At 73.0% G+C, this 25,934-nt stretch carries 23 protein-coding genes and 1 pseudogene; 12 read left to right on the forward strand and 12 right to left on the reverse strand.

Features of this window, described 5'->3' with window-relative positions:
* The first annotated feature begins 3 nt into the window (after positions 1–3).
* Positions 4–594, forward strand: coding sequence for a bifunctional DNA primase/polymerase (locus FFT21_RS17635; protein ID WP_192909602.1), 591 nt, complete (start codon positions 4–6; stop codon positions 592–594).
* Here the strand turns inward: FFT21_RS17635 and FFT21_RS17640 are convergent.
* Complete coding sequence (locus FFT21_RS17640) at positions 591–1,256, reverse strand: response regulator (protein ID WP_137814987.1); 666 nt, start codon at positions 1,254–1,256, stop codon at positions 591–593. The two genes, FFT21_RS17635 and FFT21_RS17640, sit on opposite strands and share 4 nt — an antisense overlap.
* Positions 1,253–2,911 (reverse strand): sensor histidine kinase, encoded by a 1,659-nt coding sequence (locus tag FFT21_RS30320; protein WP_264081650.1) that lies wholly within the window; start codon positions 2,909–2,911, stop codon positions 1,253–1,255. Before FFT21_RS30320 ends, FFT21_RS17640 begins: the two co-directional genes overlap by 4 nt.
* A gap of 151 nt (positions 2,912–3,062) precedes the next feature.
* Here FFT21_RS30320 and FFT21_RS17650 point away from each other — a divergent pair, with 151 nt between their 5' ends.
* From FFT21_RS17650 to FFT21_RS17670, 5 genes are all read left to right on the forward strand, one after another.
* On the forward strand, positions 3,063–3,869 hold the full coding sequence (locus tag FFT21_RS17650; protein WP_137814988.1) for an ABC transporter ATP-binding protein: 807 nt from the start codon (positions 3,063–3,065) through the stop codon (positions 3,867–3,869).
* Between the two features lie 19 nt (positions 3,870–3,888).
* Positions 3,889–4,791: an ABC transporter permease gene (locus FFT21_RS17655; protein WP_137814989.1), complete on the forward strand. Its 903-nt coding sequence runs from the start codon at positions 3,889–3,891 to the stop codon at positions 4,789–4,791.
* 27 nt (positions 4,792–4,818) lie between these two features.
* A complete protein-coding gene (locus tag FFT21_RS17660; RefSeq protein ID WP_137814990.1) occupies positions 4,819–5,853 on the forward strand; it encodes an ABC transporter substrate-binding protein in 1,035 nt (344 codons plus the stop codon).
* A 166-nt stretch (positions 5,854–6,019) separates the two neighbouring features.
* On the forward strand, positions 6,020–9,298 hold the full coding sequence (locus FFT21_RS17665; protein ID WP_137814991.1) for a glucodextranase DOMON-like domain-containing protein: 3,279 nt from the start codon (positions 6,020–6,022) through the stop codon (positions 9,296–9,298).
* Between the two features lie 42 nt (positions 9,299–9,340).
* Positions 9,341–9,691: a VOC family protein gene (locus FFT21_RS17670; protein WP_137814992.1), complete on the forward strand. Its 351-nt coding sequence runs from the start codon at positions 9,341–9,343 to the stop codon at positions 9,689–9,691.
* Here the strand turns inward: FFT21_RS17670 and FFT21_RS17675 are convergent.
* Entirely contained in the window at positions 9,678–10,067 is a 390-nt protein-coding gene (locus FFT21_RS17675) for a GNAT family N-acetyltransferase (protein ID WP_137814993.1), read from the reverse strand. The two genes, FFT21_RS17670 and FFT21_RS17675, sit on opposite strands and share 14 nt — an antisense overlap.
* 143 nt (positions 10,068–10,210) lie before the next feature.
* Positions 10,211–10,621, reverse strand: coding sequence for an organic hydroperoxide resistance protein (locus tag FFT21_RS17680; protein WP_137814994.1), 411 nt, complete (start codon positions 10,619–10,621; stop codon positions 10,211–10,213).
* Positions 10,622–10,724: 103 nt separating this feature from the next.
* Here FFT21_RS17680 and FFT21_RS17685 point away from each other — a divergent pair, with 103 nt between their 5' ends.
* On the forward strand, positions 10,725–11,195 hold the full coding sequence (locus FFT21_RS17685) for a MarR family winged helix-turn-helix transcriptional regulator (RefSeq protein WP_137814995.1): 471 nt from the start codon (positions 10,725–10,727) through the stop codon (positions 11,193–11,195).
* A 3-nt stretch (positions 11,196–11,198) separates the two neighbouring features.
* Here the strand turns inward: FFT21_RS17685 and FFT21_RS17690 are convergent, their stop codons facing one another.
* The 3 genes from FFT21_RS17690 to FFT21_RS17700 form a co-directional block, all read right to left on the reverse strand.
* Positions 11,199–11,867: a class I SAM-dependent methyltransferase gene (locus tag FFT21_RS17690; protein ID WP_137814996.1), complete on the reverse strand. Its 669-nt coding sequence runs from the start codon at positions 11,865–11,867 to the stop codon at positions 11,199–11,201.
* 173 nt (positions 11,868–12,040) lie between these two features.
* Positions 12,041–12,334 carry a hypothetical protein gene (locus FFT21_RS17695; protein ID WP_225978509.1) on the reverse strand — a complete coding sequence of 98 codons (294 nt, stop codon included), beginning with the start codon at positions 12,332–12,334 and terminating at the stop codon, positions 12,041–12,043.
* A gap of 233 nt (positions 12,335–12,567) precedes the next feature.
* Positions 12,568–13,827: a PucR family transcriptional regulator gene (locus tag FFT21_RS17700; protein WP_137814997.1), complete on the reverse strand. Its 1,260-nt coding sequence runs from the start codon at positions 13,825–13,827 to the stop codon at positions 12,568–12,570.
* Positions 13,828–13,945: 118 nt separating this feature from the next.
* Here FFT21_RS17700 and FFT21_RS17705 point away from each other — a divergent pair, with 118 nt between their 5' ends.
* Both FFT21_RS17705 and map read left to right on the forward strand, forming a co-directional pair.
* Entirely contained in the window at positions 13,946–17,209 is a 3,264-nt protein-coding gene (locus tag FFT21_RS17705; RefSeq protein ID WP_137814998.1) for a UvrD-helicase domain-containing protein, read from the forward strand.
* Between the two features lie 16 nt (positions 17,210–17,225).
* Positions 17,226–17,996, forward strand: coding sequence for a type I methionyl aminopeptidase (gene map / locus FFT21_RS17710; protein WP_137814999.1), 771 nt, complete (start codon positions 17,226–17,228; stop codon positions 17,994–17,996).
* 75 nt (positions 17,997–18,071) lie between these two features.
* On the opposite strand, the pseudogene FFT21_RS17715 reads toward map, so the two are convergent.
* Together FFT21_RS17715 and FFT21_RS17720 are read right to left on the reverse strand one after the other, a co-directional pair.
* Positions 18,072–18,236: pseudogene (locus FFT21_RS17715) on the reverse strand (DUF397 domain-containing protein); the annotation flags it as partial.
* Complete coding sequence (locus FFT21_RS17720; protein ID WP_192909603.1) at positions 18,229–19,095, reverse strand: helix-turn-helix domain-containing protein; 867 nt, start codon at positions 19,093–19,095, stop codon at positions 18,229–18,231. The gene FFT21_RS17720 and the pseudogene FFT21_RS17715, both read right to left, overlap by 8 nt.
* 227 nt (positions 19,096–19,322) lie before the next feature.
* On the opposite strand from FFT21_RS17720, the gene FFT21_RS17725 reads away from it, so the two are divergent.
* Positions 19,323–19,586 carry a hypothetical protein gene (locus FFT21_RS17725; protein WP_137815001.1) on the forward strand — a complete coding sequence of 88 codons (264 nt, stop codon included), beginning with the start codon at positions 19,323–19,325 and terminating at the stop codon, positions 19,584–19,586.
* 159 nt (positions 19,587–19,745) lie between these two features.
* Here FFT21_RS17725 and FFT21_RS17730 read toward each other — a convergent pair whose 3' ends face one another.
* Positions 19,746–20,114 carry a hypothetical protein gene (locus FFT21_RS17730; RefSeq protein ID WP_137815002.1) on the reverse strand — a complete coding sequence of 123 codons (369 nt, stop codon included), beginning with the start codon at positions 20,112–20,114 and terminating at the stop codon, positions 19,746–19,748.
* A gap of 51 nt (positions 20,115–20,165) precedes the next feature.
* Here FFT21_RS17730 and FFT21_RS17735 point away from each other — a divergent pair, with 51 nt between their 5' ends.
* Positions 20,166–21,287 carry a GNAT family N-acetyltransferase gene (locus FFT21_RS17735; protein ID WP_225978510.1) on the forward strand — a complete coding sequence of 374 codons (1,122 nt, stop codon included), beginning with the start codon at positions 20,166–20,168 and terminating at the stop codon, positions 21,285–21,287.
* Between the two features lie 99 nt (positions 21,288–21,386).
* Complete coding sequence (locus FFT21_RS17740) at positions 21,387–22,421, forward strand: LacI family DNA-binding transcriptional regulator (protein ID WP_137815003.1); 1,035 nt, start codon at positions 21,387–21,389, stop codon at positions 22,419–22,421.
* Between the two features lie 4 nt (positions 22,422–22,425).
* On the opposite strand, the gene FFT21_RS17745 is transcribed toward FFT21_RS17740, so the two are convergent.
* Positions 22,426–25,017, reverse strand: a complete 2,592-nt coding sequence (locus FFT21_RS17745; RefSeq protein ID WP_137815004.1) for an ABC transporter permease — start codon at positions 25,015–25,017, stop codon at positions 22,426–22,428.
* Positions 25,018–25,021: 4 nt separating this feature from the next.
* Positions 25,022–25,774, reverse strand: a complete 753-nt coding sequence (locus FFT21_RS17750) for an ABC transporter ATP-binding protein (RefSeq protein WP_137815005.1) — start codon at positions 25,772–25,774, stop codon at positions 25,022–25,024.
* Positions 25,775–25,934: the final 160 nt, after the last annotated feature.

The raw sequence follows: 25,934 nt of genomic DNA on the forward strand, positions 1-25,934 counted from the left end.
CGGGTGGGGCTGCTGTCAGGCTGGTACCGCCGGTGGGAGCTGCGGCGGTCGGTGCTGGACTACGTCGGGCACGGGTGGCCGGTCGTGCCGGCCACCTACTACAACGGCCGCCGGTACGTGTGCGTGCGCGCCGACTGCGCGGAGGACGGTCCGCACCCGGTGTGGCGGGCGTGGCGGGAGCGGGCCACCACCGACCCGGCCACGGTGCGCAGCTGGTACCGGCTGTGCGAGTTCGGCGTCGCCGTGCTCACCGGGGCGCGCTTCGACGTGCTCGAGGTACCGGAGCCGTGGGGCGAGCGGGTGCAGACGTTGCTGGCCACCGGCGGGTCGGCCGGCCCCGCCGCGGTGTACCCCGAACGCGGCCGCCGGCTGTTCTGGGTGGCCCGCGGGCTGCGGCTGGACGACGACCTGGCCGCGGCCGGGTTCCGGGTGCGGGGTGAGGGCGGCTGGGCGCTCGCGCCGCCGAGTCGCACCCGCGGCGGCCCGGTGCGCTGGACGGTGCCGCCGGAGCGGGTGTCCTGGCGGCCGGCCCACCTGTCCGCGGTGCGCGAGGCGCTGGACGTGGCCGCCGCCCGGGCGAGCACCTCGCCCTAGGCGCCCGCCGCCCACTGGTAGCGGTGCTCGGGCCGGCCGGTGGCGCCGTAGCGCAGGGTCATCGTGGCCCGGCCCTCCTGGGCCAGGCCGGCGAGGTAGCGCTGCGCGGTGGCCCGGGCGATGCCGAGCCTGGCGGCGATCTCCGCGGCCGAGCAGGGACCCTCCGCCGCCTTGAGCGCGTCCGCGACCAGCCTGGCGGTGACCGGGGACTGGCCCTTCGGCGCCGGCGGCCGGTTGCCCTCGTGCAGCAGCCGCAGCGCGCGGTCGATCTCCTCCTGGGTCACCGAGCGGCCCAGCGAGGACAGGTGCCTGCGGTAGCGCGCGTACGCGGAAAGCCGCTCCCCCAACTGCTCCGCGGTGAACGGCTTGACCAGGTAGTTGAGCGCGCCGGCGGCGAACGCGGCGCGCACCGACGCCGCGTCGGACGCGGCGGTGAGCATGATGGTGTCCACGGTCAGCTCGGCCAGCAGGGCGAGCCCGGAGGAGTCCGGCAGGTAGTGGTCGAGCAGGACCAGATCGGGTTCCCGGTCGCGGATCTTCCCGCGCGCCTCCTCGGCGGTGCTCGCGGTGCCGACCACGGTGAACCCGGGTACCCGCTCGGCGAACGCCGCGTGCACCTGGGCCACCCGGAAGTCGTCCTCCACCACCAGCACGCGGATCACGACCCCACCTCCGCCGCGTCGCCCGCGCCCTCCGCCGCCTCGTGGCCGCCCTCCGCCGGGTCGCTCGCGGTCTCCGCGAGCACCTGTGGCAGGCGGGCGACGAACACCGCGCCGTGGTCCGCGCCGCCCGGGTCGGCCAGCTCCACGTCACCGCCCAGGCTGCGCGCCGCCTGCCGGGCCAGCGCCAGCCCCAGCCCGCGCGACTCACCGTCGCGCGTGGACACTCCCTCGGCGAAAACCGCGTCGCGCAGGCGATTCGGCACCCCGTCGCCGGTGTCCACGACGGACACATGCAGAGTCCGGCCGTCGGCGAGCAGGTCCACCTCGACCCCGGCGGGGCGGCGGCCGCCCAGCCGCGCGGCCTCGATCGCGTTGTCCACCAGGTTGCCCAGCACCGTGGTCACCTCCACCGGCGCCACCACCTTGCCCGGCACCCAACTGGTCTCGCCGACCCGAAGGGTCACCGCCTTCTCCTGCGCCCGCGCGGTCTTCGCGGACAGGAACGCGTGCAGGTACGGGTCGCGGATCGCCTCCGCGCCCGTGCCGAGCGCGGCGACCGGACCGTCGGACAGCGCCTGCAGGTACTCCACCGCCTCCCGGGTGTGGTTGGTCTGCAGCAGGCCGGACAGCGTGTGCAGCCGGTTGGCGAACTCGTGCCGCTGGGCGCGCAGCGCATCGGTCAGCCCGCGCACCGAGTCCAACTCCCTGGTCAGCGTCTCCAGGTCGGTGCGGTCCCGCAGGGTGAGCACCCGGCCCAGGTCGGTGCCGTCCCGCCGGACCACCCGCTGGTTGGCCACCAGCACCCGGTCACCGGCTACCGCGATCAGGTTGTCCGCCTCGCCGTCGCCGGCCAGCGCGGCCCGCAGCCGCGGCGGCAGGTCCAGCGTGTCGACGTGCGCGCCGGCCGGCACCGCCACGCCGAGCAGCCGGGCGGCCTCGCGGTTGCACATCGACACGTGGCCGGTCGCGTCCACCGCGAGCACCCCCTCGCCGATGCCGTGCAGCACCGCCTCCCGCTCCCGCATCAGCTCTGCCAGGTCGTGCGGCTCCAGGCCCAGGGTGCGCCGCTTGAGCAGCCGGATCAGCAGCGTCGACCCGGCGACGCCGAGCAGCAGCGCACCGCCGGCGAACGCGCCCGCGATGCCGAGCAGTAGCAGCAGGGCGGCGTCGATCTCGTCCGCGTCGAAGCCGACGCTGACCTCGCCGACGATCCGGTCCGCGCGGTCGCGCAGCGGCACCTTGCCCCGGGCGGACAGGCCCAGGGTGCCGCGCTCGACGTTGACCACCTCCCGCCCGGACAGCGGACCGCTCGGGTCGGTGCTGACCCGCTTGCCCAGCTCGTCCGGGTTGGGGTGGGCCAGCCGCAGCCCGTTCTCGTCGGTGACCACGACGAACAGCGCGCCGGTGGCCAGCCGGGCCCGCTCCGCCTTGGCCTGCACCACGTGCTCCGGATCGTCCCGCTCGACGGCCTCGCCGAGGGTGTCGTCCGAGGCCACGCTGCGCGCGACGGCGAGCGCCCGCTGCTCGTACTGGTGGTCCAGCGTGGTGTCCAGCAGCCACCCGACCAGCGCGAACCCCACCCCGACGACCAGCACCAGCAGGCCGATCTGCAGGGCCAGCACCTGCCGGAGGAAGGGCATGGGGCGGCGCGCCATGGCTGGCAACGGTACCCCGCGAGCAAAACGAGCAGAACGCCGAGAACGTGCGATGGGCGAAGAAGTTTGACAAGGGTTCGCGGGGTGAGCCGGACCACTTACCGTCCTCCGCCAGCACCAACGGCGGAAGCGAACGGTAGGAGCCTGACGAATGGCCGACGACGTCATCGAGCTTCGGGGCGCGACGAAGCGCTTCCGGAGCACCTCGGGCGGAATCCACACGGCGGTGCACGACCTGACCATGACGGTCGCCGCCAACGAGTTTGTCGCCGTGGTCGGCCCGACCGGCTGCGGCAAGTCGACCACGCTGTCCCTCGTCTCCGGGTTGGAACCGCCCTCGGAGGGCGAGGTCCTCGTCGCCGGGTCGCCGGTGCGCGGCATCCCGGACGGGGTGGGCTACATGTTCCAGAACGACGCCGTGCTGCCCTGGCGGTCGGTGCTGGACAACGTGGCCGCCGGCCCGCGCTACCGGGGCGAGTCCCGCGCCGCGGCCCGGGCGAAGGCCAGGACGTGGGTGGAGCGGGTCGGGCTGGCCGGCTTCGAGGGTTACTACCCGCACCAGCTCTCCGGCGGCATGCGCAAGCGCGTCGCGCTGGCCCAGACCCTGGTCAACGAGCCGTCCATCCTGCTGATGGACGAGCCGTTCAGCGCGCTGGACGTGCAGACCCGCGCGCTGATGCAGGACGAGTTGCTGCGGCTGTGGTCGGGCACCGGCGCCGCGGTCGTGTTCGTCACGCACGACCTGGAGGAGGCCATCGCACTGGCCGACCGGGTGATCGTGATGACCGCCAGCCCGGCAACGATCAAGGGTTCCTTCCCGGTGCCGCTGTCCCGCCCGCGCGACGTGGAGGAACTGCGGCTGTCCACCGAGTTCCTGGAGATCTACCGGGAGATCTGGGAGTCGCTGCGGGAAGAGGTCGAGAAGGCCAGGAAGGGGAACGCCAGCCGTGCCGCCTGACCAGAAGGAGCGCGCCGCCATGCCGTCCGTGTGGAACTCCGGTCTGTCCGGCGAGCTGTCGCCGGCCACCGCCAAGGCCGCGCTGGGCAAACCCGACCGCCAGGCGCTGACCAGCGCCGCCACCGCGCACCGCCGCAGGAGGATCCGGGTGTGGGCGATCCGGGTCGCCCTCGTGGTGGCCTGGCTGGGTAGCTGGGAGGCCGCCGCCACCTACTGGATCGACCCGTTCTACTACTCCAAGCCGTCCGCGGTGTGGAGCAAGCTCGTCGACTGGTTCACCGTGGGCACCAGCCAGGGATCGATCTGGGAGCAGATCTCGGTCACCATGCAGGAGGCCGTCGGCGGTTTCGTGCTCGGCGCGGTGGCCGGCGTCGTGCTCGGCATCCTGCTCGGCCGCAGCCGGCTGCTCTCCGACATCTGCGCGCCGTTCATCAAGGCCGCCAACGCGATCCCGCGCATCGTGCTCGCCTCGCTGTTCGTCATCTGGTTTGGCCTGGAGATGTCGTCGAAGATCGCCACGGCGTTCGTGCTGGTGTTCTTCGCGGTGTTCTTCAACGCCTTCCAGGGCGCCCGCGAGGTGGACCGTAACCTGGTGAACAACGCGCGGATCCTTGGCGCCAGCCAGGCGCAGGTGCTGTGGACCATCGTGGTGCCCAGCGCCACCTCGTGGATCCTCGCCTCGCTGCACTCCGCGTTCGGCTTCGCCCTGATCGGTGCCGTGGTCGGTGAGTTCACCGGCGCCGACAAGGGCCTCGGCCTGCTGATCAACCACGCGCAGGGCACGTTCGACGCAGCCGGCATCTACGCCGGCATGATCGTGATCACGGTGATCGCCCTGCTCGCCGAGTGGCTGCTGACCGCCCTGGAGGGCCGGCTGCTCAAGTGGCGCCCGCCGGCCGCCGGCGCCGAAGCCCAGATCTGAGTTCCCCACCCTTTTGGAGCGATATCCATGAAGATCCGCGCCATCGCCGCCATCGGGCTGGCCGCCCTCGCCGCGATCAGCGTCACCGCCTGCCGCGACTCCCGCGGCGGCGCCGCCGCCGACAACGGCAACGTCACCATCATGGTCGGCGGCATCGACAAGGTGATCTACCTGCCGGCCATGCTCACCCAGCAACTCGGCTACTTCAAGGACGAGGGGCTCAACGTCTCGCTGAAGACCGAGCCGGCCGGGGCCACCGCGGAGAACTCGCTGATCTCCGGCGATGTGCAGGGCGTGGTCGGGTTCTACGACCACACCATCGACCTGCAGACCCAGGACAAGTGCATCCAGAGCGTGGTGCAGATGGCCGACGTGCCCGGCGAGGTGGAGGTGGTCGGCACGCGGCAGGCGGACGCGATCAGGAGCCCGGCCGACTTCAAGGGCAAGAAGCTCGGCTTCACCAGCCCCGGGTCGTCCACCGACTTCCTCACCCAGTACCTGGCCACCAAGGCGGGCGTGTCCACCGCGGACTACACCGGGGTCAAGGCGGGCGCCGGAACCACGTTCATCTCCGCGCTCAACAACGGCCAGATCGACGCGGGGATGACCACCGACCCGACGGTCGCCCAGCTCATCAACTCCGGCCAGGCGAAGATCATGCTGGACATGCGGACCGTGGACGGCACCCGGGCGGCGCTGGGCGGCCTGTACCCGTCCAGCTCGCTGTACATGAACTGTGACTTCGTCGCCCAGCACAAGCAGACCGTGCAGAAGCTGGTCAACGCGCTGGTCAAGACGCTGAAGTACATCAATACGCACTCCGCGCAGGAGATCGCGGACAAGATGCCCGCCGACTACGCGGGCGGCAACAAGGATCTGTACGTCAAGGCCATCAACGACACCAAGGCCATGTTCAACGCCGACGGCAAGATGGACGCCGACGGGGCGAAGAACGTGCTCAACGTGCTGGCCCAGTTCTCCCCGAAGGTGAAGCCGAAGAAGGACAGGATCGATCTGTCGAAGACCTACACCACCGAGTTCGTGGACAAGGTCGCCGGCTGAGCGGTCTCGACCTGAACGGGGGCGCCGGTGTCCGCCGGCGCCCCCGTTCGTCGCAGGGAAATGTCCGCCGATCAGGTCTTGCTTCCGGTGAGGTCTTGACAGTGGTTCGTTGTGCGCCACAACATATCCGCTCGCCCAGCGACGGGTGCAGCGAAAGGCGGCGGCGATGAGATCGAGCGGCGTGACTCGGCGGATCGGCATCGGCACAGGGACGGTGATCGCCCTGCTGCTGTCCTGCGCGGCTGGCGCGGCGGCGAACGGCGGCCAGGCACCGGGCGGCCCCGGCGCACCGTCCTTTTTCGACCTCGGGCGCAAGGACTGCGTGGGCACGGCCACCGGCACCGCGTCGAAGGTCTGGTTCACGGTGGCCGGCGGCGTGCTCTCCGACGTGTACGAACCGACCGTCGACAACACCAACGTCGGAACGCTGCAGTACGTGGTCACCGACGGCTCGACCTTCACCGACCTGCAGACCCGCGACCTGACCTACACCGTCGCCGCGGACCCGACCGGGATGTCCTGCACGGTCACCGCGACCAGCACCCGGCACCACTACCAGTTGGTCACCACGTACCTCACCGACCCGGCACGGGACACCGTGCTGATGCGCACCCGGCTGGTGGCCGGGGCGCCCGGGCTGCGGCTGTACGCGCGGCTGGACGCGCACGTCAACGGCAACGGCGGTGGCGGGCCGGACAACGGCGGCGCGGACACCGGCACGGTGACCACAGTGGACGGTGCCGCGGTACCGGTGGTGTCCGACACCGCCACGGTCAGCCAGGCGGCCAACCGTGACTACGCGGTGCCCACCTTCGCGGCGCTGCGCTCCACCGCGGCCACCGGCTCGGCGAGCGTCGGCTACGCCGGCACCGCCAGCGACGGGCTCACCGCGCTGGACGCCACGCACACCCTCGGCGCCACGTACGCCTCCGCCCCGAACGGGCACGTCGTCGCGGTGCAGGACGTCACCCCGCGCGCCGGCCAGGACGTGACGCTCGCACTCGGCTTCGGCCGCACCGGCGCCGACGCGGTGGCCACCGCGGGCGCGTCGCTGTCCCGGCCGTTCGACGCCGTGCAGGCGGACTACCAGCGCGGCTGGCGGGACTACGACGCCACGCTGCGCCGCCCGCCGGCCGCGTGGCGCGACGCCTACTACACCTCCGCCAACGTGCTGAAGGCCAGCGAGGACAAGACGTTCCCCGGCGCGATCGCCGCGTCCCTGGCGAGCCCCTGGGGTCAGGCGGTCAGCGCGGGCGCGCTGGTCGGCGGCAAACCGGTGTACTTCGGGTCGTACCGGGAGACCTTCGCCCGCGACCTGTACGAGACGTTCACCGGGCTGCTGGTCGACGGTGACCTGGCCACCGCGCGGGACACCGTGCGCTTCCTGTTCGGCCGGCAGCAACTGCCGGACGGCGAGATGCCGCGCAACTCGCTGCCCAACGGCAAGACCGCGCCGGACACCGGCGGCCGGCAGCTCGACGAGACGGCGTACCCGATCCTCATGGCCGACCAGGCCGGCCTCGGTGGAGACGGTGCACTGTGGACGGACCATATCCGCCGCGCCGCCGACTTCCTGGTCGCGCACGGGCCGTCGGACGGCGTGGAGCGGTGGGAGGAACAGTCCGGCTACTCGCCGTCCACCATCGCCGCGGAGATCGCCGGGCTGACCTCGGCCGCGCGGATCGCCACGCGGCACGGCGACACCGACCGCGCCGCGCTCTACCAGGCGACCGCGGACCACTTCCAGCGCAGCGTCAAGGCGTGGACGGTGACCACCACCGGCCCGTACGCGCCGCGGTACTTCACCCGGCTGTCCAAGACCGGCGACCCGAACGCGGCGATCAGCTACAACCTCGGCAACGGCGGCCCGACGGTGGACCAGCGCGCGGTGGTGGACGGCGGCTTCCAGGAACTGGTGCGGCTCGGCGAACTGCCCGCCGACGACCCGGACGTGCGCGCCTCGCTGACCGTGTTGGACCGACAGATCGGCGTGCACACGCCCAGCGGCACCGGCTACTACCGCTACGGCACCTCGGCGTCGGCGGGCAGCGCGGACGGCTACGGCGACTGCTACCAGCCGAGCCAGACCTCCTGCCGGGTGCCGGGCGCGCCGTGGCCGCCGGGCAACGTCGGCACCGGACACCTGTGGCCGGTGCTCTCCGGCGAACGCGCGGAGACGGCGCTCGCCGCCGGGGACACCGCGACCGCGGGCGCGCTGCTGGCCGCGATGACGCGGTTCTCCTCCGGCGTCGGCCTGGTGCCCGAGCAGGCGTGGGAGGACCCGGACCTGCCGCCGTCGGCGTACGGCAGCGACCCGACCACCGCTTCCATCGGGTTCACCACCGGCAAGGCGGCCGGCTCGGCGTCCCCGCTGACCTGGGCCCAGGCCCAGGAACTGCGGCTGATCGTCGACCTGGATGCCGGCCGGACGCTGGAACGCCCGGACGCCACCACCGCCCGCTACGTCGACCACGCCGCGCCGGTCGCCCTCGGGGTCACGGTGTCCGCGTCGGCCGACGGCTCGGTCACCGGCACGGCCCCGGCCGGTGCCCACGTGGTGGTGGGCGCCGCCGACACCACCACGGGCGATCCGGCCGGCACGGCGTCCACCACGGCCGGCCGCGACGGGCGGTTCGCCGTCACCGTGCCCATCGGGTTCGGCAGCAACGTGGTCACCGCGACGGCCACCACCGCCGACGGGACGGGATACGCGCAGACCAGCGTGGTTGGCAACGCGGTGGCCGGGACCACCGTGCTGGACGCGGCCGACCCGAGCGGCGACGACAACGGTCCTGGTACGTACCAGTACCCCACCGCCAGCGACTTCGCCGCCGGCTCGTTCGACATCACCCGCTTCCAGGTGGTCAACGCCGGGACGACCGTCTACCTGCGCACCACGCTGCGCGCGCTCGTGCCGACCTTCGGCAACACCATGGGCGCCCAACTCCTCGACGTCTACGTGCACATCCCGGGAGCCGCCGCCACCTCGACCGCGGCCGCCTTCCCGTCCCGCGACTACACGATCGCCTCCGGCGACGCCTGGAGCCAACGGTTGGAGGTGCAGGGCTTCGCCGACCCCGTCTGGGTCGACGCCGGCGGTGGGGTGCGCGGCACCGCCGGCGTCGTCGCCTCCACCACCGACCGCACCATCACCATCGCGGTGCCCACGGCCCGGTTCGGCACCCCCGGACAGGGCTGGTCGTTCACCGTGGTGCTGCACGGCCAGGACGGGTACCGCGCCGGCGAGGCGCGCGGCTTCGCGCCCACCGCGCAGCCGTATCTCTTCGGCGTCTGCCCGCCCGGCGGCACCGCGCCGGTCTGCTCAGCCGACCCGGCCGGCGTGCCCAGGGCCGTGGACGTACTCACCCCCGCCGGCGTCGACCAGGCCGCCGAACTCGACCCCACCCGCGGCCCGGTCACGATCCACGGCGTCCCGGTGCCGTAGCGGTGGGCGCGTTCTGTCGGTGCAGGCCAGTACGCTCGCCGCATGATCAATGGTGGACACGTCATCATCTACAGCAGCGACGCTGGCGCGGACCGGGCCTTCTTCCGGGACGTGCTGGGCTACCCGCACGTCGACGCCGGCCACGGCTGGCTGATCTTCCAGCTACCGCCAGCCGAGATCGCCGTCCACCCGGCGGAGGCGTCGGGCACACACGAGTTCTACTTCATGTGCGACGACGTGGACGCGACCGTGCGGGACCTGACCGCGAAGGGCGTCGAGTTCACCCAGCCCGTCACCGACGCCGGCTGGGGCCTGCTGACCCGGTTCCGCCTGCCGGGCGGCGGTGAGGTCGGCATGTACCAGCCCCGCCACCCGCGCGCTACGGATCTCTGACCTGCAGCAGCCGCGGCGAACCCGCGAAACCACGGCGGGTGTACACCGGAATCGCCCGGGTACCGGAGTGCACCGTCACCCGCTCCAGCCGCAGGGAGCGCGCGAGGTCCAGCACCGCGTCGATGAGCCCGCTGCCCAGACCGGCGTTCCGCTCGTGCGGCACGATGTACACGCACTGCACGTCGCCCGACGCCCGGTCCGGTTTGCGCGGCGTCGGTACCCGCCGCACGATCGCCAGCCAGGCCATGCCGATCACCGCACCGCCCCGCACGAGGACCAGGCAACGGTGGGTGGACGCGTTCTCCCGCGCCCATCTGACGAAGTGGCCGACAAACTCGTCGCGCGTGGTGATCGGCGGCGTCTCCGCGTTCTCCAGTAACCAAAGCGACGAACGGGTTGGCCGCTGCGGAGGTCATGCACTCACTGTAAGCGGCCGAGGCGGACGAGAGAGGGGAGGCGCCGAACCGAGCGGGGGGCGTGGCGTGCGCCCCGCCCGCCGCTCGGGCGATCAGGTGTCGGTCACTCCACCACCAGGTCGACCGGGATGTTGCCGCGCGTGGCCCGGGAGTACGGGCAGGCGGCGTGCGCCTTCTCGACCAGGTCGCGCCCCTGCTCGCCGTGCAGGTGTTCGGGCAGCTCGACGTGCAGCACCACGGCGAGACCGAACCCGCCTTCGTCCTTGCCGATGCTGACCTCGGCCGTCACCGAGGCGTCCCGAGTGTCGATCTTCGCCTCCCGGCCCACCATGCCGAGCGCGCTGGCGAAGCAGGCCGCGTAACCGGCCGCGAAGAGCTGTTCCGGGTTGGTGCCCTTGCCGTCGCCGCCGAGCGCGGGCGGGAAGGCGAGCCGGAGGTCGATCTGACCGTCGGAGCTGACGGCGCGGCCCTCCCGGCCGTTGGCGGTGGCGACTGCGGTGTAGATGGCGTCCATGGCGGGGTTCGCTCCTTACCTCCGGGCCGGCGGCTACCGGCCACACAGCGCAAACCATAGCGCACAACTAAATTGTGCGCAACTTAGTTGTACACTGTGAGCCATGTCAGCCCGCTCCACCCGCACACCCGCCCCGGACCTGCTCCACCTGGACAGCCAGCTGTGCCTGGCCGTCCAGACGGCGAGCCGGGCCGTCGGCGGCGTCTACCGCAGGCTCCTCGCCGATCTCGGCCTGACCTACCCGCAGTACCTCGTGCTGATGGCCCTGTGGGAGCACGGCGAACTGACCGTGAAGCGGATGGGCGAGCTACTGCGACTGGACTCGGGCACGCTCTCGCCGCTGCTCAAGCGGCTGGAGGCGGCCGGACTGGTCCGGCGGGAGCGCAGCGCCGACGACGAGCGGTCCGTGCTGGTGACGCTCACCGCGAAGGGCGGGGCGCTGCGGGAGCGCGCCGAGCAGGTGCCCTGCCGGCTGCTCGAGGCGTCCGGCCTGGACGAGAACGAGGCGGTCCAGCTGCGCGAGGCGCTGTACCGCCTCGCCGACGCCCTGGACCGCTCGCTGGAAACGCCCTGAGCGTCAGCGGAGATCGCCGGTGACCCGCCAGACCGTGGTTGCCCTGGTGCGCATGCCTTCGAGGTCCACCGGGACGGGCACCTCGTAGTCAGCCAGGCGTTCCAATCCGGCCCGCGGGAGGTAGTGCCGGCCGGGATCACCGACAAGCACCGTAGCGCCTCGCGTGTGAGCCCGGTTGAGGAAGGGGCGCACCCGCTCGGCCATGTCGCGGTCGTAGAACACGTCGCCGGCCAGCACCAGGTCGGCGTCCACCGTCGCGCCGGCGTCGGCCAGCACGTCGTCCAGGCTCGCGGTGAGGTGAACGCCGTTGGCCTCGGCGTTGAGGGCGATGGCCGCGCCGGCGAATCGGTCGATCTCGTTGGCCACCGCCGACGCCGCGCCAGCCCGCATGGCGGCGACCGCGACCAGTCCGGAGCCGGAGGCGAAGTCGAACACGCTGCGGCCGGCGACCAGGTCGGGATGGTCGAGCAGGTACCGGGCCAGCGCCTGGCCGCCGGCCCAGGCGAACGCCCAGAACGGCGGGGCCAGCCCGGAGACCCCGAGGTCGGCCTCCAGCTTCTCCCACAGCGCCACGATGTCCTCGGCGAGCCGGAGCCGGATCTCCGGGACGAACGGCGGCGCGTCCAGGCGGGTGGTGGCGCGCACGAACGCGTCGGGGGCCGGCGCGGTCATCTGAGACGTTCCACCGAGGTAGCCACGGTTCCAGGATGGCAGCAGGGGCGGCCCGTGGAGGACCGCCCCTGGTGGGCTCTGCGCCGCCGCCGAGCCGGGACGCCGTACCCGCGCGCCGAAGGGAGTTGGGAGTGGGAGCCGGCGCGGTGAGGTCGGGGCCCCGGAGGCCAGCTCTAGGCGGGCAACGCAGAGATGCTTTCGTAGATCGGCAGCCGGCTCACGCAGTGCACGCACGGCATGCCGGTGGCGGTGGTGAGTACCTCGGCCTGGCGGCCGGTGATCCGTTCCCCGCACAGCGCGGTGAGCTTCTCCGGCCACGCGCCGTCGCCGGGGACCGGAACGACATGCGAGACCCTGCGGCTTTCCCCGACCACGCCACGGCGCAGCCGCATCACCATCAGCGCCTGCTCGGCACCGGGGCCCGGCGCGGGCTGCGCGGCGGACACCTGAACCCCCAGCTCCGACACACCACTCACCATCTTCCCCGCTCGTCGGCTTGGACCGGATAACGGTGCCGGCTAACGGCACCTGGGGATGCGTCTGAGCTGGCTCGCCACGTCGTTGTCGCCCCGCCGCCTCATGGCGCGAACCCTAGGCGGCGGGGCAAGGTCATCGCTTCGTGCTGCCGGCCCAAGGCTGGCCGGAACCGCTGGTTCGGGAGAACGAAAGCGCCGGATGCCGGCGGACGGGCAGGCGGACGTCAGCGGGAGGACAGTACCGCCGAGCCCAGCCACCGGCAGAGCGTGAGCGCCAACTCCACGTCCAGCCGGTTGGCGGCGATGTCGCGGCCGAGTAGTTCCTCGGCCTTGCGCACCCGGTACTGCACCGAGTTCTTGTGCATCACCAGCCGTGCCGCCGCCGCGGTGTAGCTGCTGCCCTCGGCCAGGAACACCCGCAGCGTCTCCCGCAACCGGGCGTGGTGGGCGTCGTCGGTGGCCAGCGCGCCGAGCGTGTCGGCCACCCACGCCCGCGCCGAGTCGATGTCGGAGACCATCAGGGCCACCGACCCGACCTCGGCGAAGCACATCACCGGGTCGCACTCCGGCCCGGCGGCCAGGCCGAGCGCCTGCACCCGCAGCGCCTGCCGGTGGGTGCGGCGGAACCCGGCCAGCTCCCGGCCGGGTTCGCCCACGGCGACCCGGATGCCGCCGCCGGTGTCGGCCACCGCCCGCTCGAACACCTCCCGCGCCGGCAGCACCGGCTCGGCCAGCGGCAGCCACACCCACGCGCTGGCCTCGTCACACGGCACGAACAGCGGCCGCCCGGCACCCCCCGCCGCCTCGGCGACCGCGGCGGCCAACCGCTCCAGCTCGGTGAGCGATCCCTCGGCGCGCCGAGGTTCGGCGCGCCAGGCGACCAGGCCCAGATGCGTGCCGCGCAGCCGGTACCCGAGAGCGGCCTCGCTGGCGTCCACGTCCACCGCGTCGCCCTCCAGCACCGCCCGCACCCGCGCCGCCCGCATCGCGCTGCGGGTCGACAGCCACCGGTCCCGCTCCTGCTCGTACGCTGTCACCACCTGGTTGATCACTCGGTCGATGAACGCGTAGGTCACGGTGAGCACCCGGCGGGCCATCGCGCCGAGCACCTCCGAATCGTCGATCTGGCGGGCCGCCTCCTGCAGCGCCATGTCCAGCACGGCGGTCTGGCCGACGTGGTAGGCGCGGATCAGGTCGACCAGCGGCGTGCCCCGCTGGGCGAGCCGGCGGGCGTACTGCAGCGCGGCCACCGGCGCCTCCACCTGCGAAACGTCGATGCCATGCTGGAAGATCTGCAGCGCGGTCTCGACGTTCTGCTGCACGCTGGACGCGAGCAGGGCGACCGTCGGCTCGTCGTCCCGCAGCAGCCGGGGGACATCCTTCTCGTAGACGCCGACCATGACGCTGGTCAGTTCGCTCGCCCTGGCCGCGAGCGAGGCCGCGATCCGCGCGACGTGCTCGGTCACCACGGCCTCGTCCACCACAAGATCAGCCTAGGTGCTCCAGCGCCTTCTGCGGTACCGGCTTGCCCGGTTCCGGTCGGCCGGCCGCCGGGCGTGTACGCGCCGGGATCGGCGGCCAGACATGGGAGGATTCGCGTTCGTGCGCTACTACGCGGATCTTCACGTGCACTCGAAGTACAGCAGGGCCTGTAGCCGAGACTGCGACCTGGAGCATCTGGCCTGGTGGGCGCGCCGCAAGGGGATCACCGTGTTGGGCACCGGGGACTTCACCCACCCGGCATGGGCGGAACACCTGCGTTCCGCCCTGGTGCCGGCCGAGGCCGGGCTGTTCAAGCTGCGCGACGACCTCGACCGTGAGGTGCTGCGTACCCTGCCGCCGAGCTGCCACGGCGAGGTCCGCTTCCTGCTGCAGGTGGAGATCTCCACGATCTACAAGCGGGACGGGAAGACCCGCAAGGTGCACCACCTCTGCTACGTGCCGGACTTCGACGCCGCCGAGGAGTTCACCCGCCGGCTGGCCCGGATCGGGAACCTGAAATCCGACGGCCGGCCGATCCTCGGGCTGGACTCCCGGGACCTGCTGGAGATCACGCTGGAGTCCGGGGACGGCGCCTACCTGGTGCCCGCGCACGCCTGGACCCCGTGGTTCGCGGTCCTCGGCTCCAAGTCCGGCTTCGACGCCGTGGAAGACTGCTACGCCGACCTCGCCGACCACGTCTTCGCGCTGGAGACGGGGCTGTCCTCGGATCCGGAGATGAACTGGCGGGTGTCCCGGCTGGACCGGTTCCGGCTGGTCAGCAACTCGGACGCGCACTCGCCGCCGATGCTGGCCCGCAACGCCACCGTCTACGACACCGAGCTGGACTACTTCGCGCTGCGCCGGGCGTTACAGACCGGCGAGGGCTACGTCGGCACCGTGGACATGTTCCCCGAGGAGGGCAAATACCACCTGGACGGGCACCGCAAGTGCGGGGTGCGGCTGGAGCCGGCGGAGACCAAGGCCCACCACGGCGACTGCCCGGAGTGCGGCAAGCCGCTCACCGTCGGCGTGCTGCACCGGGTGGACGACCTCGCCGACCGGGCGCCCGGCGAGCGCCCGGACACCGCGGGCGAGTTCCTCAGCCTGATCCCACTGCCGGAGATCATGGGCGAGATCCTGCGGGTCGGCCCGAAGAGCAAGGCCGTGCAGCAGGCGGTATCCGACCTGGTCGGCCGGCTCGGCCCGGAACTGGCGATCCTGCTGGACCTGCCGATGGACCGGGTCCGGGAGGCGCGCTCGCCGCTGCTGAGCGAGGCGGTGGAGCGGCTGCGCGCCGGCAAGGTGCACCGCGAGGCCGGCTATGACGGCGAGTACGGCACCATCTCGGTGTTCTCCCCCGGCGAGATCGACGAGCTGAACGAGCGGGTGGTCGGCCTGTTCGAGGCGCCGGAACAGGCGCTGTTCGCGGCGCCGGCTCGGCCGCCGTTCGACGCGGCCGAGCCGAGGCCGAGGCCGGCGCCGAAGCGTCCCGAGCCGGCCGATTCGGTGGTCGAGCACCCGCCGGTTGCCCCCCAGGAGCCGACCGGGTCGCTGCTGGACGGGCTGGACCCGGACCAGCGGGCGGCCGCCGCCACGGTGGACGGCCCGCTGCTGATCGTCGCCGGCCCGGGCACCGGCAAGACCCGCACGCTCACCCACCGGCTGGCCCACCTGGTCGCCGAGCACGGTGTCGACCCGGAGCACTGCCTGGCCATCACCTTCACCCGCCGCGCCTGCGAGGAGCTGCGGGAGCGGCTGGCCGGGCTGGTGCCCGAGCAGGCGCCGCGGATAACCGTGCAGACCTTCCACGGGCTGGGTCTGAACATCCTCCGGGAGCGGCCCGACCGGGCCGGGCTGGGCAGGACCTTCGCGGTCGCCGACGACGCGCAGCGGCTGGCCGTGCTGCGCGACCTGGTCAGCGACGAGCGGGAGGCGCGCCGCTGCCTGGAGACGGTATCCCAGGCCAAGCGGATCCGGGCGGCCCGGTTCGCCGCGGCGGCCGCCGGGGAGTCAGCGGCCGAGGACGGCTTCACCCCGGAGATGGTCGACCTGCTGGAGCGCTACACGAAGACGCTGCACGGCCGGAACCTGGTCGACTTCGACGACCTGGTCGCGCTGCCGGTGACCCTGCTCGCCGAGCACGCCGACCTCCGGGAGCACTACCGCGACCGGTTCCGCCGGATCTGCGTGGACGAGTACCAGGACGTCGACGAGCTGCAGTACCGGCTGCTGCGGCTGCTCACCCCGGCCGGCGGCCACCTGTGCGCGATCGGCGACCCGGATCAGGCCATCTACCGGTTCCGCGGCGCGGACGTCGGCTTCTTCCTGCGCTTTCGGCGGGACTTCCCGACCGCGCGCGAGGTCCAGCTCACCCGGAACTACCGGTCGAGCAAGGTGATCGTGGCAGCCGCGGTGGCCGCGGTCGCGCCGAGCACGCTGGTGCCGGACCGGGAACTGCATGCGATGCGGGCGCTTCCGGCCGCCGAGCGGGTCGGCCTGCACGCGGCGGCCGACCAGGACGCCGAGGCGCGGTTCGTGGTGGACACCATCGAGGAACTGCTCGGCGGCTCGTCGTTCCACTCCCGCGACTCGGGCCGGGTCACCTCGGACGGCTTCGAGCACGGGCTGTCCTTCGACGACATCGCCGTCCTCTACCGCACCGACGCCCAGGCCCGGCCGATCGCCGAGGCGCTGTCCCGCGAGGGCCTGCCGTTCCAGAAGCGCTCGCACAACCGGATCGCCGACCACGCCGGGGTGCAGACCGTGCTGCGGCACCTGACCGGGTCGGCCGCCGACGAGCCGCTGCCGCTGGCGGTACGCCGGGCCGCGCAGCGGGCCATCGACGAACTCGACGGCGACCTGTTCGCCAGCTCGGACAACCGGGTGTACGCGGAGCAACTGGGCGCCATCCGGGAGGCCGTCGACCTGCTCACCCCGCTGGCCACGGCGCACGCGGACGACCCGCGCGGCTTCCACGGCGAGCTGACCCTGGGCGCCGAGGTGGACACCTGGGACCCGAGGGCCGACCGGATCTCGCTGCTCACCCTGCACGCCGCCAAGGGCCTGGAGTTTCCGGTGGTGTTCCTCGTCGGCTGCGCGGAGGGGCTGCTGCCGCTGCGCTGGCCGGGCGCCCACTTGCGGTCCACAGTGGACGATTTGGCGGCCGAGGAGGCGGAGGAGCGCCGGCTGTTCTTCGTCGGCATCAGCCGGGCGCGGTCGCACCTCTACCTCAGCCACCCGCTGCGCCGCACCCGCGCCGGGCAGACCAGCGAGGTACGGCCCTCGTCGTTCCTGTCCGCGCTGGGCGACGACCTCATCGAGCGGCTGAACCGCCCGGGCGCCAGCCGATCCCGGTCGCGCACCCAGCAGCTCCGGCTGCTGTAGACCAACGGGAGCACCATTGATCGAGTTGAAGAGTGACGCCGAGCTGGACGCGATGCGGGAGGCCGGCAGAGTGGTCGCCACCGCGCTGGACGCGGTGCGCCGCCACGCCACGGTCGGCGTGTCCCTGGCCGAGCTGGACGACCTGGCCGCCACGGTGATCGACGAGCACGGCGCGAAGCCCTCGTTCCTGCACTACCGGCCGACCTGGGCGCCGAGCCCGTATCCCGGCGTGATCTGCACCTCGGTCAACGACGTGGTGGTGCACGGCATCCCGGACGGCTACCGGCTGCGCGACGGCGACCTGGTCAGCATCGACTGCGGCGCGCACGTCGCCGGCTGGCACGGCGACTCCGCGATCAGCTTCGTGGTGGGCGAGGCCCGCCCCGACGACCTGACGCTGATCGAGACCACCGCCAGGGCGCTGGACGCCGGCATCGCGGCGGCCCGCCCGGGCGCCCGGATCGGCGACATCGCGCACGCCGTCGGCCGGATCGGTCGCCGCGCCGGTTACGGCATTCCCGCGGAACTCGGTGGGCACGGCGTGGGCCGCGCGATGCACGAGGCCCCGCAGGTGCCCAACGACGGCCGCCCCGGCCGGGGCCTAGCGCTGCGCCCCGGCATGGTGATCGCCATCGAGCCGATGTTCCTGGCCGGTGGCCGGGACGCCGTCCGGATGGCCCCCGACGGCTGGGCGGTGCTCACCCACGACGGCAGCCGCGCCGCCCACGTCGAGCACACGGTTGCCGTCACGGACGACGGACCACGCGTCCTCACCGCGCTCCGCTGACCCGCCGGCGAGCTGGCGCGGCGGCCGAGCACCCGGCACCACGGCGGGGGTGAGCGCGCCGGCCTTGGCCCGGTCGAGTAAGGCGGCGAAGGCGGGCCGGGCGACCACCACGGCCGGCCCGTCCAGGTTCTTGCTGTCCCGCACGGCGGCCCTGGCACCGACGAAGGCGACCTCGACGCAGTTGCCGGTAGCCTGGCTGCGGCTGCTGGTCCGCCACCGCGCGCCCGACAGGTCAAGCATGTTCGCCCCCTCCTCCCCGTTCGTTGACCATCGCTGCGATGAACCTGGCCGACTCGCGGACGCCGAGGGCGGCTTCCCGAAGGTCGTCGAACAGGGTGGCCATGGTTGCCACGTCCTTGGGGTCGTCGACAATGTTCCCGCCGAGCGGGTGCTCCAACCACCCGATGTCGGGCTCGGCGGCGTCGGCGAAGGAGAACACGCAGATCGGCCCGGACATGCTGCCGTGCGCCCCGACGTCGGCCGGTAACACCTGGATCTTGACGTTGGGCAACTGCCCCATCCGCAGCAGGTGCTCGAGTTGCTCGGTCATCACCTCGGGGCCGCCGACCATCCGGTGCAGCGCCGCCTCGTCCACCACCGCCCACAGCTCCAGCGGCGGGGTCGCGGTCAGCCGGCGCTGCCGTTCCATCCGGGCGGCCACCCGCTTGTCCACCGTGCCCGGCGGGGCCAGGTGCCGGGCGGTGAGGTGCACGGCCCGGGCGTACGGCTCGGTCTGTAGCAGCCCGGGGATGATGCCGAGTTCGAAGTTGCGCACCGAGGAGGCGTCGTTCTCGAAGCCGACGAAGGGCTTCACCCAGTCCGGCAGCCCGTAGGTGGACCACCAGCCGCGCCTGGCGCCGGCCTTGCGCAGCTCCTCCAGGACCTGCTGCTGCTCCGGGTCCGTGCCGTAGAACTCCAGCAGCTTCTCCAGCTCGGCCTTCTTGACGCCGGATCGGCCCTTCTCGATGTTGACGATCTTCCCGACCGAGCAGCCGAGTAGGTCAGCGGCGTCGCGCTGGGTCTTGTTCGCCGCGTCCCGCATCTCCACCAGGGTCGCCCCGAGCCGCCTGCGTCGCGCCGTTGGACCCGCCACGGACATGGCACGCCTCCTCGCGATCATCTTTTGATCAACTCTACTTCGCCGACGACCGCGTGGGCGCACCGTTCGACAGGTAACCCGTCAGCCACCCGAAAGTTGAGGCTCAACTCTTACCCACATAATCTGGAGACGGGTCGGGTCTGTACCCTGCCCTGACGAACCGTCCGGGTCCGGCCGCGCTCTGCCTCCGGCCACCAGTCCCAACGCGGCCGAAGTTAGGAGACGCCATGACGAGCCCCAGCGAGGAGACCGGAGCACGTCCCAGCCGCTATGTCTCCTGCACGGACGGGATGAACCGGGCGAAGCAGGTGACGCTGTACACGACCAACAACCACGTGGTGCTGCTCACCCCGCCGCCCGAGGCCGCCGTGCTCACACCGGAGCAGGCACGCGAGCTGGGTCACCAACTGTTCGCGCTGGCCAACGAGGTCGACGCGGCCGGCCGGCCGCGGAACGCGGGAAGCCCCGCCGGGCTGCGCCCCAAGAGCTGAGCAGGACGTTGCCCGGTTCTCGCCCCGGCGCGGAGCCGGGTGCCGTACGCTGCGCACACGGGTTGGAAGGTTCCGACCGGAGGCTAGCGTGCGCACCATGTGGGCGATCTCCAGTACCGCGGTGGTCGCTTCCGCCTTTGTCGGTGTCCTACTCGGCGCTTACATCCACGAGGTGACCGTCAACGAGCGGAACGCCTCCCGCCCTGCCGGCCCGGCGACGACCGTACAGACCGAGGTTTCCACGGTGATCGTCACGGTCACCGGCGGTTCCGACGGCCCGGCGGCATCGTCGGCGGGGTCCCGGCCGCGCTCGCCGAGCACCACCACGCAGCGGCAGGTGGCCGATCTCACATCGTCGGGAGGCCAGCCTTCCGCCACGTCCCCGCGGCCGGCTCCGGTGCCCACCACGAGCAGCACGACCGCCTGCGGCTCGCTGTACCCGTTCCCGCCGGGAAACTGCGACCGCCCGCAGCCGACCAGGGACCGGGGCAGCCAGCAGAGCTGATCCCGGTCGAATCCTGATGACACGGAAATCCTGATGTCTCGGGTCGGTAACAACCGCCGGCCAGGCTCGGATCCGTGGACATCGCGAGACGAACCACCGCAACGCCCCTGACCTGGCGGCTGCGCATGGAGTTGGACGACCATCCCGGCGCGCTGGCCCGGGTCACCACCCGCCTGGCCGACCGCGACTGCAACGTCCTCGCGCTGGCCGTGCTGCCGGTGCCCGGCGGCGTCGTCGACGAGTTGGTCGTCCGGATCTCTCCCGGCGTGCTGCCCGCCGACCTGGTTGAACTGGTCCGCGCGGAGGGCGGCCGGAACCCCGCCGTGGCACCCGCCGACGTGCGGGAACTGGTCGACACGCCCACCGCGGCCCTGCGCGCGGCGGCCGCCGCACTGGCGGATGGACCGGTGCAGGCCACCGGCGTGGCCGAGGCGGTACGCACGGTGCTCGCCGCGGACGCCGTCGAGGTGCTGCACGACGGGGACGCCGGCGGCCGAACGTCGGGCGGCCACCGGCTGGTGGTCAGCAACCCGCGCGGGCCGGACCTGCTGGCCCGCCGGGGGTGGACCCCGTTCACCGAGGTCGAGCTGGCCAGGGCGGCGGCGCTGACCGAGTTGCTGGCCGCCGCGCGCACCTCGCTCGGCGATCCGGTCGCCGTGCTCACCAGCGACGGCGCCGGGGTGGTGCTGCGTCTCGGCGGCCCGAACGACACGCTCGGCGTGGCGGCGATGCACGGCCGCTGCTCGATGCACACGCTGTTCAGCCGGTACCACGCGGGCACCCGGAACATGCCCCGGCGTTGGCTGCACCGGCTGCTCAGCCCGCCGCGCGGGAACACCGTGGTGGGCACCTACGGCCCGGACGTGGTCGCCATGGGTCAGTTGCTGCGCGCCGGCGCGCCCGAGGTGGCCGAGGTGTCCCTGCTGGTGGAGGACGCCTGGCAGCGCCGGGGAATCGGCACCGCGCTGCTCGCCCAGCTCGCCGCAGCGGCCCGGTCCTCCGGCTGCGCCGAGCTGGTCGCCTGGACGATGCCCGGGGAGACCGCGATGCACCGCACGGCCAGACGTGCCGGGCTGGCCACCACCGTCCGGCGCGAGCAGGGCCTGCTCCGTGTCGGGATCCGGCTGCACCACATGCCCGACGTCGCCGTCGAGCTGGGCTCGCCCGCCGCGGAGGGCCAGGCCGACCAGCGGTGAACCCGGCGACACCGCCCCGCACCGGGCACGGCTCGAATATCGTTTCCGGTGAGCCGCCGCCCCCGCGGCGAGAGGTGTCAACGCCGAGGAGTGGTGCCCGTGCACGTCCCCCCACGGCAGCCGGACGCCCGTCCGACGCTGGAGGACGTGGCGGCCCGGGCCGGCGTGTCCCGGGCGACGGCGTCCCGGGTGCTCAACGCCTCGCCCCGGGTCAGCCCGGAGGCGAAGGACGCGGTCACAGCGGCCATGGCCGCGCTCGGCTACCAGCCGAACCAGGCCGCCCGCACCCTGGTGACCCGCCGCACCGGCGCCATCGCCGTGGTGTTCTCCGAACCCGAGGCGAAGATCTTCGATGATCCGCACTTCGCCAGGGTGATCTCCACCGCGGCCACCGAGCTGTCCGCGGCGGACAACCAGATGGTGCTGCTGCTGGTGCACTCGCCGGAAGAGCAGCGGCGGGTGCGGCGGTTCCTCTCCGGCGGGCACGTGGACGGCGCGCTGATGTTCACCCCGCACCGGGAGGACCCGCTGCCCGCGCTGGCCCGTGAGCTGCCGCTGCCGATGGTGTTCGGCGGCCGGCCGTGGGGCTCGCTGCGCGGCATCCACTCGGTGGACAACGACAACGAGGGCGGCGCCGTGCTGGCCACCGAGCACCTGGTCGGGCTGGGCCGGCGGCGGATCGTGACGGTCGCCGGGCCGGAGGACGAGCTGTCCGCGGTGCACCGGATGACCGGCTGGCGCACCGCCGCCGGGCTGGACGACGCCACCGCGGCGCGGTGGTCCGCCTGCGGCGGCTTCACCCGGGACGGCGGCCGGCGGGCCATGGCGGAGTTGCTCGACCGGGTGCCGGACCTGGATGCGGTGTTCGTGGCCAGCGACCTGATGGCGGCGGGCGCGTTGCAGGCGCTCCGGGATGCCGGCCGGCGGGTGCCGGAGGACGTGGCCGTGGTGGGCTTCGACGACCACCCGATGATCGCTCCGCACACCGACCCTCCGCTCACCACCGTTCGGCAGGACGCGGTGTCCCAGGTCCGGCGGATGGTCCAGCGGCTGCACCGGTTGCTGTGCGGGGAGGACCCCCGCCCCAAGCGGGAGGTCCTCCCCGTCGAACTCGTCCGCCGCGCGTCCGCCTGACGGCTCAGGCGTCGACCATGGCGGCCACCACCGAGGTGCGGGCCGCGCGCCGGGCGGGAAGCACGGCGGCGAGCACCGCGGCCACCACCGCGGTCAGCAGCATCACGCCGACCTGGTCGAACGGCACCGCGAAGGTGATCACCTCGTCCTTGGTGGACAGCGACCGGTCGAGCAGCCAGGCGAACCCGCTACCCAGCAGCATGCCCAGACCGGCGCCCGCCACGCCGAGCAGCACCGACTCGACCAGCAGCATCAGCCGGAGCTGGCCTCGGGTCAGGCCGAGCGCCCGGAGCAGGGCGGACTCCCGGGTGCGCTCGATCACCGAGAGGGTCAGCGTGTTCGCGATGCCGAACAGCGCGATCACCACGGCCAGCCCGATCAGCGCCCACACCAGCGCGAGCACCTTGTTGACCTCGCTGTTGAGCTCCTCCTTGGTCTGCGCGGCGCTGTCGATCTCGGCGATCGGCACGGCACGCGTCGCCCGCTCCACCGCGTCCCGCCCGTTGGCCGCGCTCACCCCGTCGCGCAACCTGACCAGGATGCGGTCGAACCCGGCGACGTTCGGCTGCATCCGGGTGTATGCGGCGGCGTCGACCAGGGCGCTGGCGAGCGGGCCGCTGCCGTGGTAGATCGCCACCACCCGCAGCGTGGTGGCCGGCCCCCGGCCCGGATCGACCCGCTCGTCCTCGGCGAGGTCCGCCACGCGCACCGAGACCCGGTCACCGACGTGCAGGCCGGCCTCCCGCGCCGCGGTGTCCCGCAGCGCGATCTCGTCACCGCCGAGCCGGTCGAGCCGGCCGGCCACCACCGTCGGCCGCAGCAGCTCGCCCAGCGAGTCTGTGCCGACGCCGGAGATGCTGAACGTGTCGCCGGGGGTGGCGCCGGCGGTGCCGGGACGGTCGAGGGTGGCGTAGCCGCGGTACTCCGGGGCGACCAGGCGCAGCTCACCGGTCCGGCGCAGGTCGTCCACCAGCGAGGCGGGCAGCGCGCGGTCGGAGATGGCCGAGGTGACCGTGAAGTCGGCGGGGAACTGCTTGTCGATCTCGGCGTTCACGGTCTGCTTCCCGCTGTTCGCCACCACGGTGATCATGGTCACGATGGTCACGCCGATCATCAGCGCGGCCGTGGTGGCTGCGGTGCGCCGCGGGTTGCGGGTGGCGTTGGCCGAGGCGAGCCGGGCCGGCACGCCGAACAGCGCCCCGGGGATCACGCCGAGCAGCCGGTTGATCGGCCCCACGATCAGCGGGCCCGCGGCGACCACCGCGCCGAGCAACGCCACGGTGCCGGCGCCGGTGAGCAGCATGCCGGTGTCCCGGCCGGCCACCAGACCGAGCGCGGCCAGCCCGGAGCCGGCCAGCGCGAGCAGCAGCACGAAGGCGATCCGCTTCCTGCTGGTGCGCATCACCTCGTCGTGCCCCTCCGGCAGCGCCCGCAGCGCCGTCACCGGCGGCACGCGGGTCGCCCGCAGCGCCGGGACCACCGCGGACAGCACGGTGACCAGCACGCCCACCGCGAACCCGACGATCACCGTGCTGCCGCTGAGCGGGAGCCGCACCGTGGTGGCCGTGCCGCCCAGCGCGCCGACCGCCCGCTGCAGCGCCGCGGACAGCCCGAGCCCGCCGAGCAGGCCGAGCCCGGACGCGGCCAGCCCCATGGCGATCGCCTCGGCGAGCACACTGCGGAACACCTGCGGCCGGCTCGCCCCGACACAGCGCATCAGGGCGATCTCCCTGGTGCGCTGGGCGAGCAGGATGGTGAACGTGTTGTAGATGACCATGGCCGCGACGACCAGCGCGACCAGCGCGAACACCAGCAGGAACGTGCTGAAGCTGCCGGCCGACTCGGCCACCGAGCGCAGCCGCTGCTGGGTGAGTTCGGCGCCGGTACGCACGGTGACGCCGGCCGCGCCGAGGGCGCTTCTCACCCGCGCGGCGAGCTGTGCCTGGTCGACGCCGGGCGCGGCGACCGCGACAATCTGCTCGTAGCCGTGGCCCTCGCCCAGGGTGGGCAGCACGCTCGGCAGCAGCACCACCTGGTCGGCGAGGAACGCCTCGCTGCGGCTGGTGCCCTGCTGGTAGGTGCCGACCACGGTGAACCGGTGCGGCGTGTTCCGCCTGTCCAGCAAGGTGAGCTGGCCGCCGAGCGGGATGTGGTCGGCGGCCGCGGTCCGCTGGTCGACGGTCACCTCGTCCGGCCGCTCCGGGTCACGGCCGGACACCAGGTCGTACGGGCGTAACCGGGGGTCGCTGGCCACCGCCACGCCGAGCGCCGGCTTCGCCCGGCCGCCCGCGTGCACCAGCGGGACCGCCACGCTCTGCCGGCCGTCCGCGGCGGCGACCCCCGGCACCCTGCGGACGGTGTCCAGCATGGCCGGTGTGAGCCCGGCCCGTTCGGTGGCGGAGTGGCTGGTGTTCGGGTCGACGGCGACGTCGACGTTGCGCGCGTCCCTGGCGAACTCGTCGGCCACGCTCGCCTTGATCGCGTCGCCGAGCACCAGGGTGCCGGTGACCAGGGCGACGCCCAGGGCGATGGCCACCGAGGACAGCACCAGGCGCGCGGTGCGGGCGCGCAGGCCCGCGACGATGGTGCGCAGCATCGCCTCACGCCCCCAGGTGCTTCAGCGCGGCGAGCACCGAGTCTCGCGTGGGCTGGCGCAGCTCACCGGCCAGCGTGCCGTCGGCAAGCAGCACCACGCGGTCCGCGTACGCGGCGGCCACCGGATCATGCGTCACCATGATCACCGTCTGGCCCAGCCGCTTGACCGACATGCGCAGGAAGTCGAGCACCTCGGCGCCGGACCGGGAGTCCAGGTTGCCGGTCGGCTCGTCGGCGAACACCACGTCGGGCTGCGCGATGAGCGCGCGGGCGCAGGCCACCCGCTGCTGCTGGCCGCCGGACAGTTCGCTGGGCTTGTGCCGCAACCGGTCCCGCAGTCCGAGCACGTCGATGATCTGGTCGAACCACGCCTTGTGCGGCCGGCGGCCGGCGAGTTCCAGGCCGAGCAGGATGTTCTGCTCGGCGGTAAGCGTGGGCAGCAGGTTGAACGCCTGGAAGACGAAGCCGATCCGGTCCCGGCGCAGCTTGGTCAGCTCCCGGTCGGCCAGCCTGGTGATCTCGGTTCGTCCGATGTGGATGGTGCCGGCGTCGACCGTGTCCAGCCCGGCCAGGCAGTGCATCAGCGTCGACTTCCCGGACCCGGACGGGCCCATGATGGCGGTGAACTCGCCGGCGGCGAAGCCGATGCTGATGCCGGCCAGCGCCCGCACCGCCGTCTCCCCCCTGCCATACACCTTCACCACGTCCTGCGCGGTGACGGCGGTACGCACAGCGGCCTGTGGTGTCGCCACGGACATGTGTCCTCTCCCCTACTCGCTGTCTTGGCCTTGCTGCGATCTCGGCAGGGACGCTAGGCAGTGCGGGGATCAGCGGACATCGGCTCGAGGTTCCGTGCCGCCTCCGCCTGGGCGCGCACGGCCCAGCGGGAGCGCGTCAGACCGGGGGATGACGCCGGTG

It is taken from the genome of Gandjariella thermophila (assembly GCF_005405885.1).
In the GTDB taxonomy this organism is placed as follows: Bacteria; Actinomycetota; Actinomycetes; order Mycobacteriales; family Pseudonocardiaceae; genus Gandjariella; species Gandjariella thermophila.

Bases quoted from the DNA above. Each gene is read 5' to 3' on its own strand.
- FFT21_RS30320 (WP_264081650.1), bottom strand. From the start codon at position 2,911: ATGGCGCGCCGCCCCATGCCCTTCCTCCGGCAGGTGCTGGCCCTGCAG.
- FFT21_RS17650 (WP_137814988.1), top strand. From the start codon at position 3,063: ATGGCCGACGACGTCATCGAGCTTCGGGGCGCGACGAAGCGCTTCCGG.
- FFT21_RS17655 (WP_137814989.1), top strand. From the start codon at position 3,889: ATGCCGTCCGTGTGGAACTCCGGTCTGTCCGGCGAGCTGTCGCCGGCC.
- FFT21_RS17660 (WP_137814990.1), top strand. From the start codon at position 4,819: ATGAAGATCCGCGCCATCGCCGCCATCGGGCTGGCCGCCCTCGCCGCG.
- FFT21_RS17665 (WP_137814991.1), top strand. From the start codon at position 6,020: ATGAGATCGAGCGGCGTGACTCGGCGGATCGGCATCGGCACAGGGACG.
- FFT21_RS17670 (WP_137814992.1), top strand. From the start codon at position 9,341: ATGATCAATGGTGGACACGTCATCATCTACAGCAGCGACGCTGGCGCG.
- FFT21_RS17680 (WP_137814994.1), bottom strand. From the start codon at position 10,621: ATGGACGCCATCTACACCGCAGTCGCCACCGCCAACGGCCGGGAGGGC.
- FFT21_RS17685 (WP_137814995.1), top strand. From the start codon at position 10,725: ATGTCAGCCCGCTCCACCCGCACACCCGCCCCGGACCTGCTCCACCTG.
- FFT21_RS17690 (WP_137814996.1), bottom strand. From the start codon at position 11,867: ATGACCGCGCCGGCCCCCGACGCGTTCGTGCGCGCCACCACCCGCCTG.
- FFT21_RS17720 (WP_192909603.1), bottom strand. From the start codon at position 19,095: ATGTCCGTGGCGGGTCCAACGGCGCGACGCAGGCGGCTCGGGGCGACC.
- FFT21_RS17725 (WP_137815001.1), top strand. From the start codon at position 19,323: ATGACGAGCCCCAGCGAGGAGACCGGAGCACGTCCCAGCCGCTATGTC.
- FFT21_RS17745 (WP_137815004.1), bottom strand. From the start codon at position 25,017: ATGCTGCGCACCATCGTCGCGGGCCTGCGCGCCCGCACCGCGCGCCTG.
- FFT21_RS17750 (WP_137815005.1), bottom strand. From the start codon at position 25,774: ATGTCCGTGGCGACACCACAGGCCGCTGTGCGTACCGCCGTCACCGCG.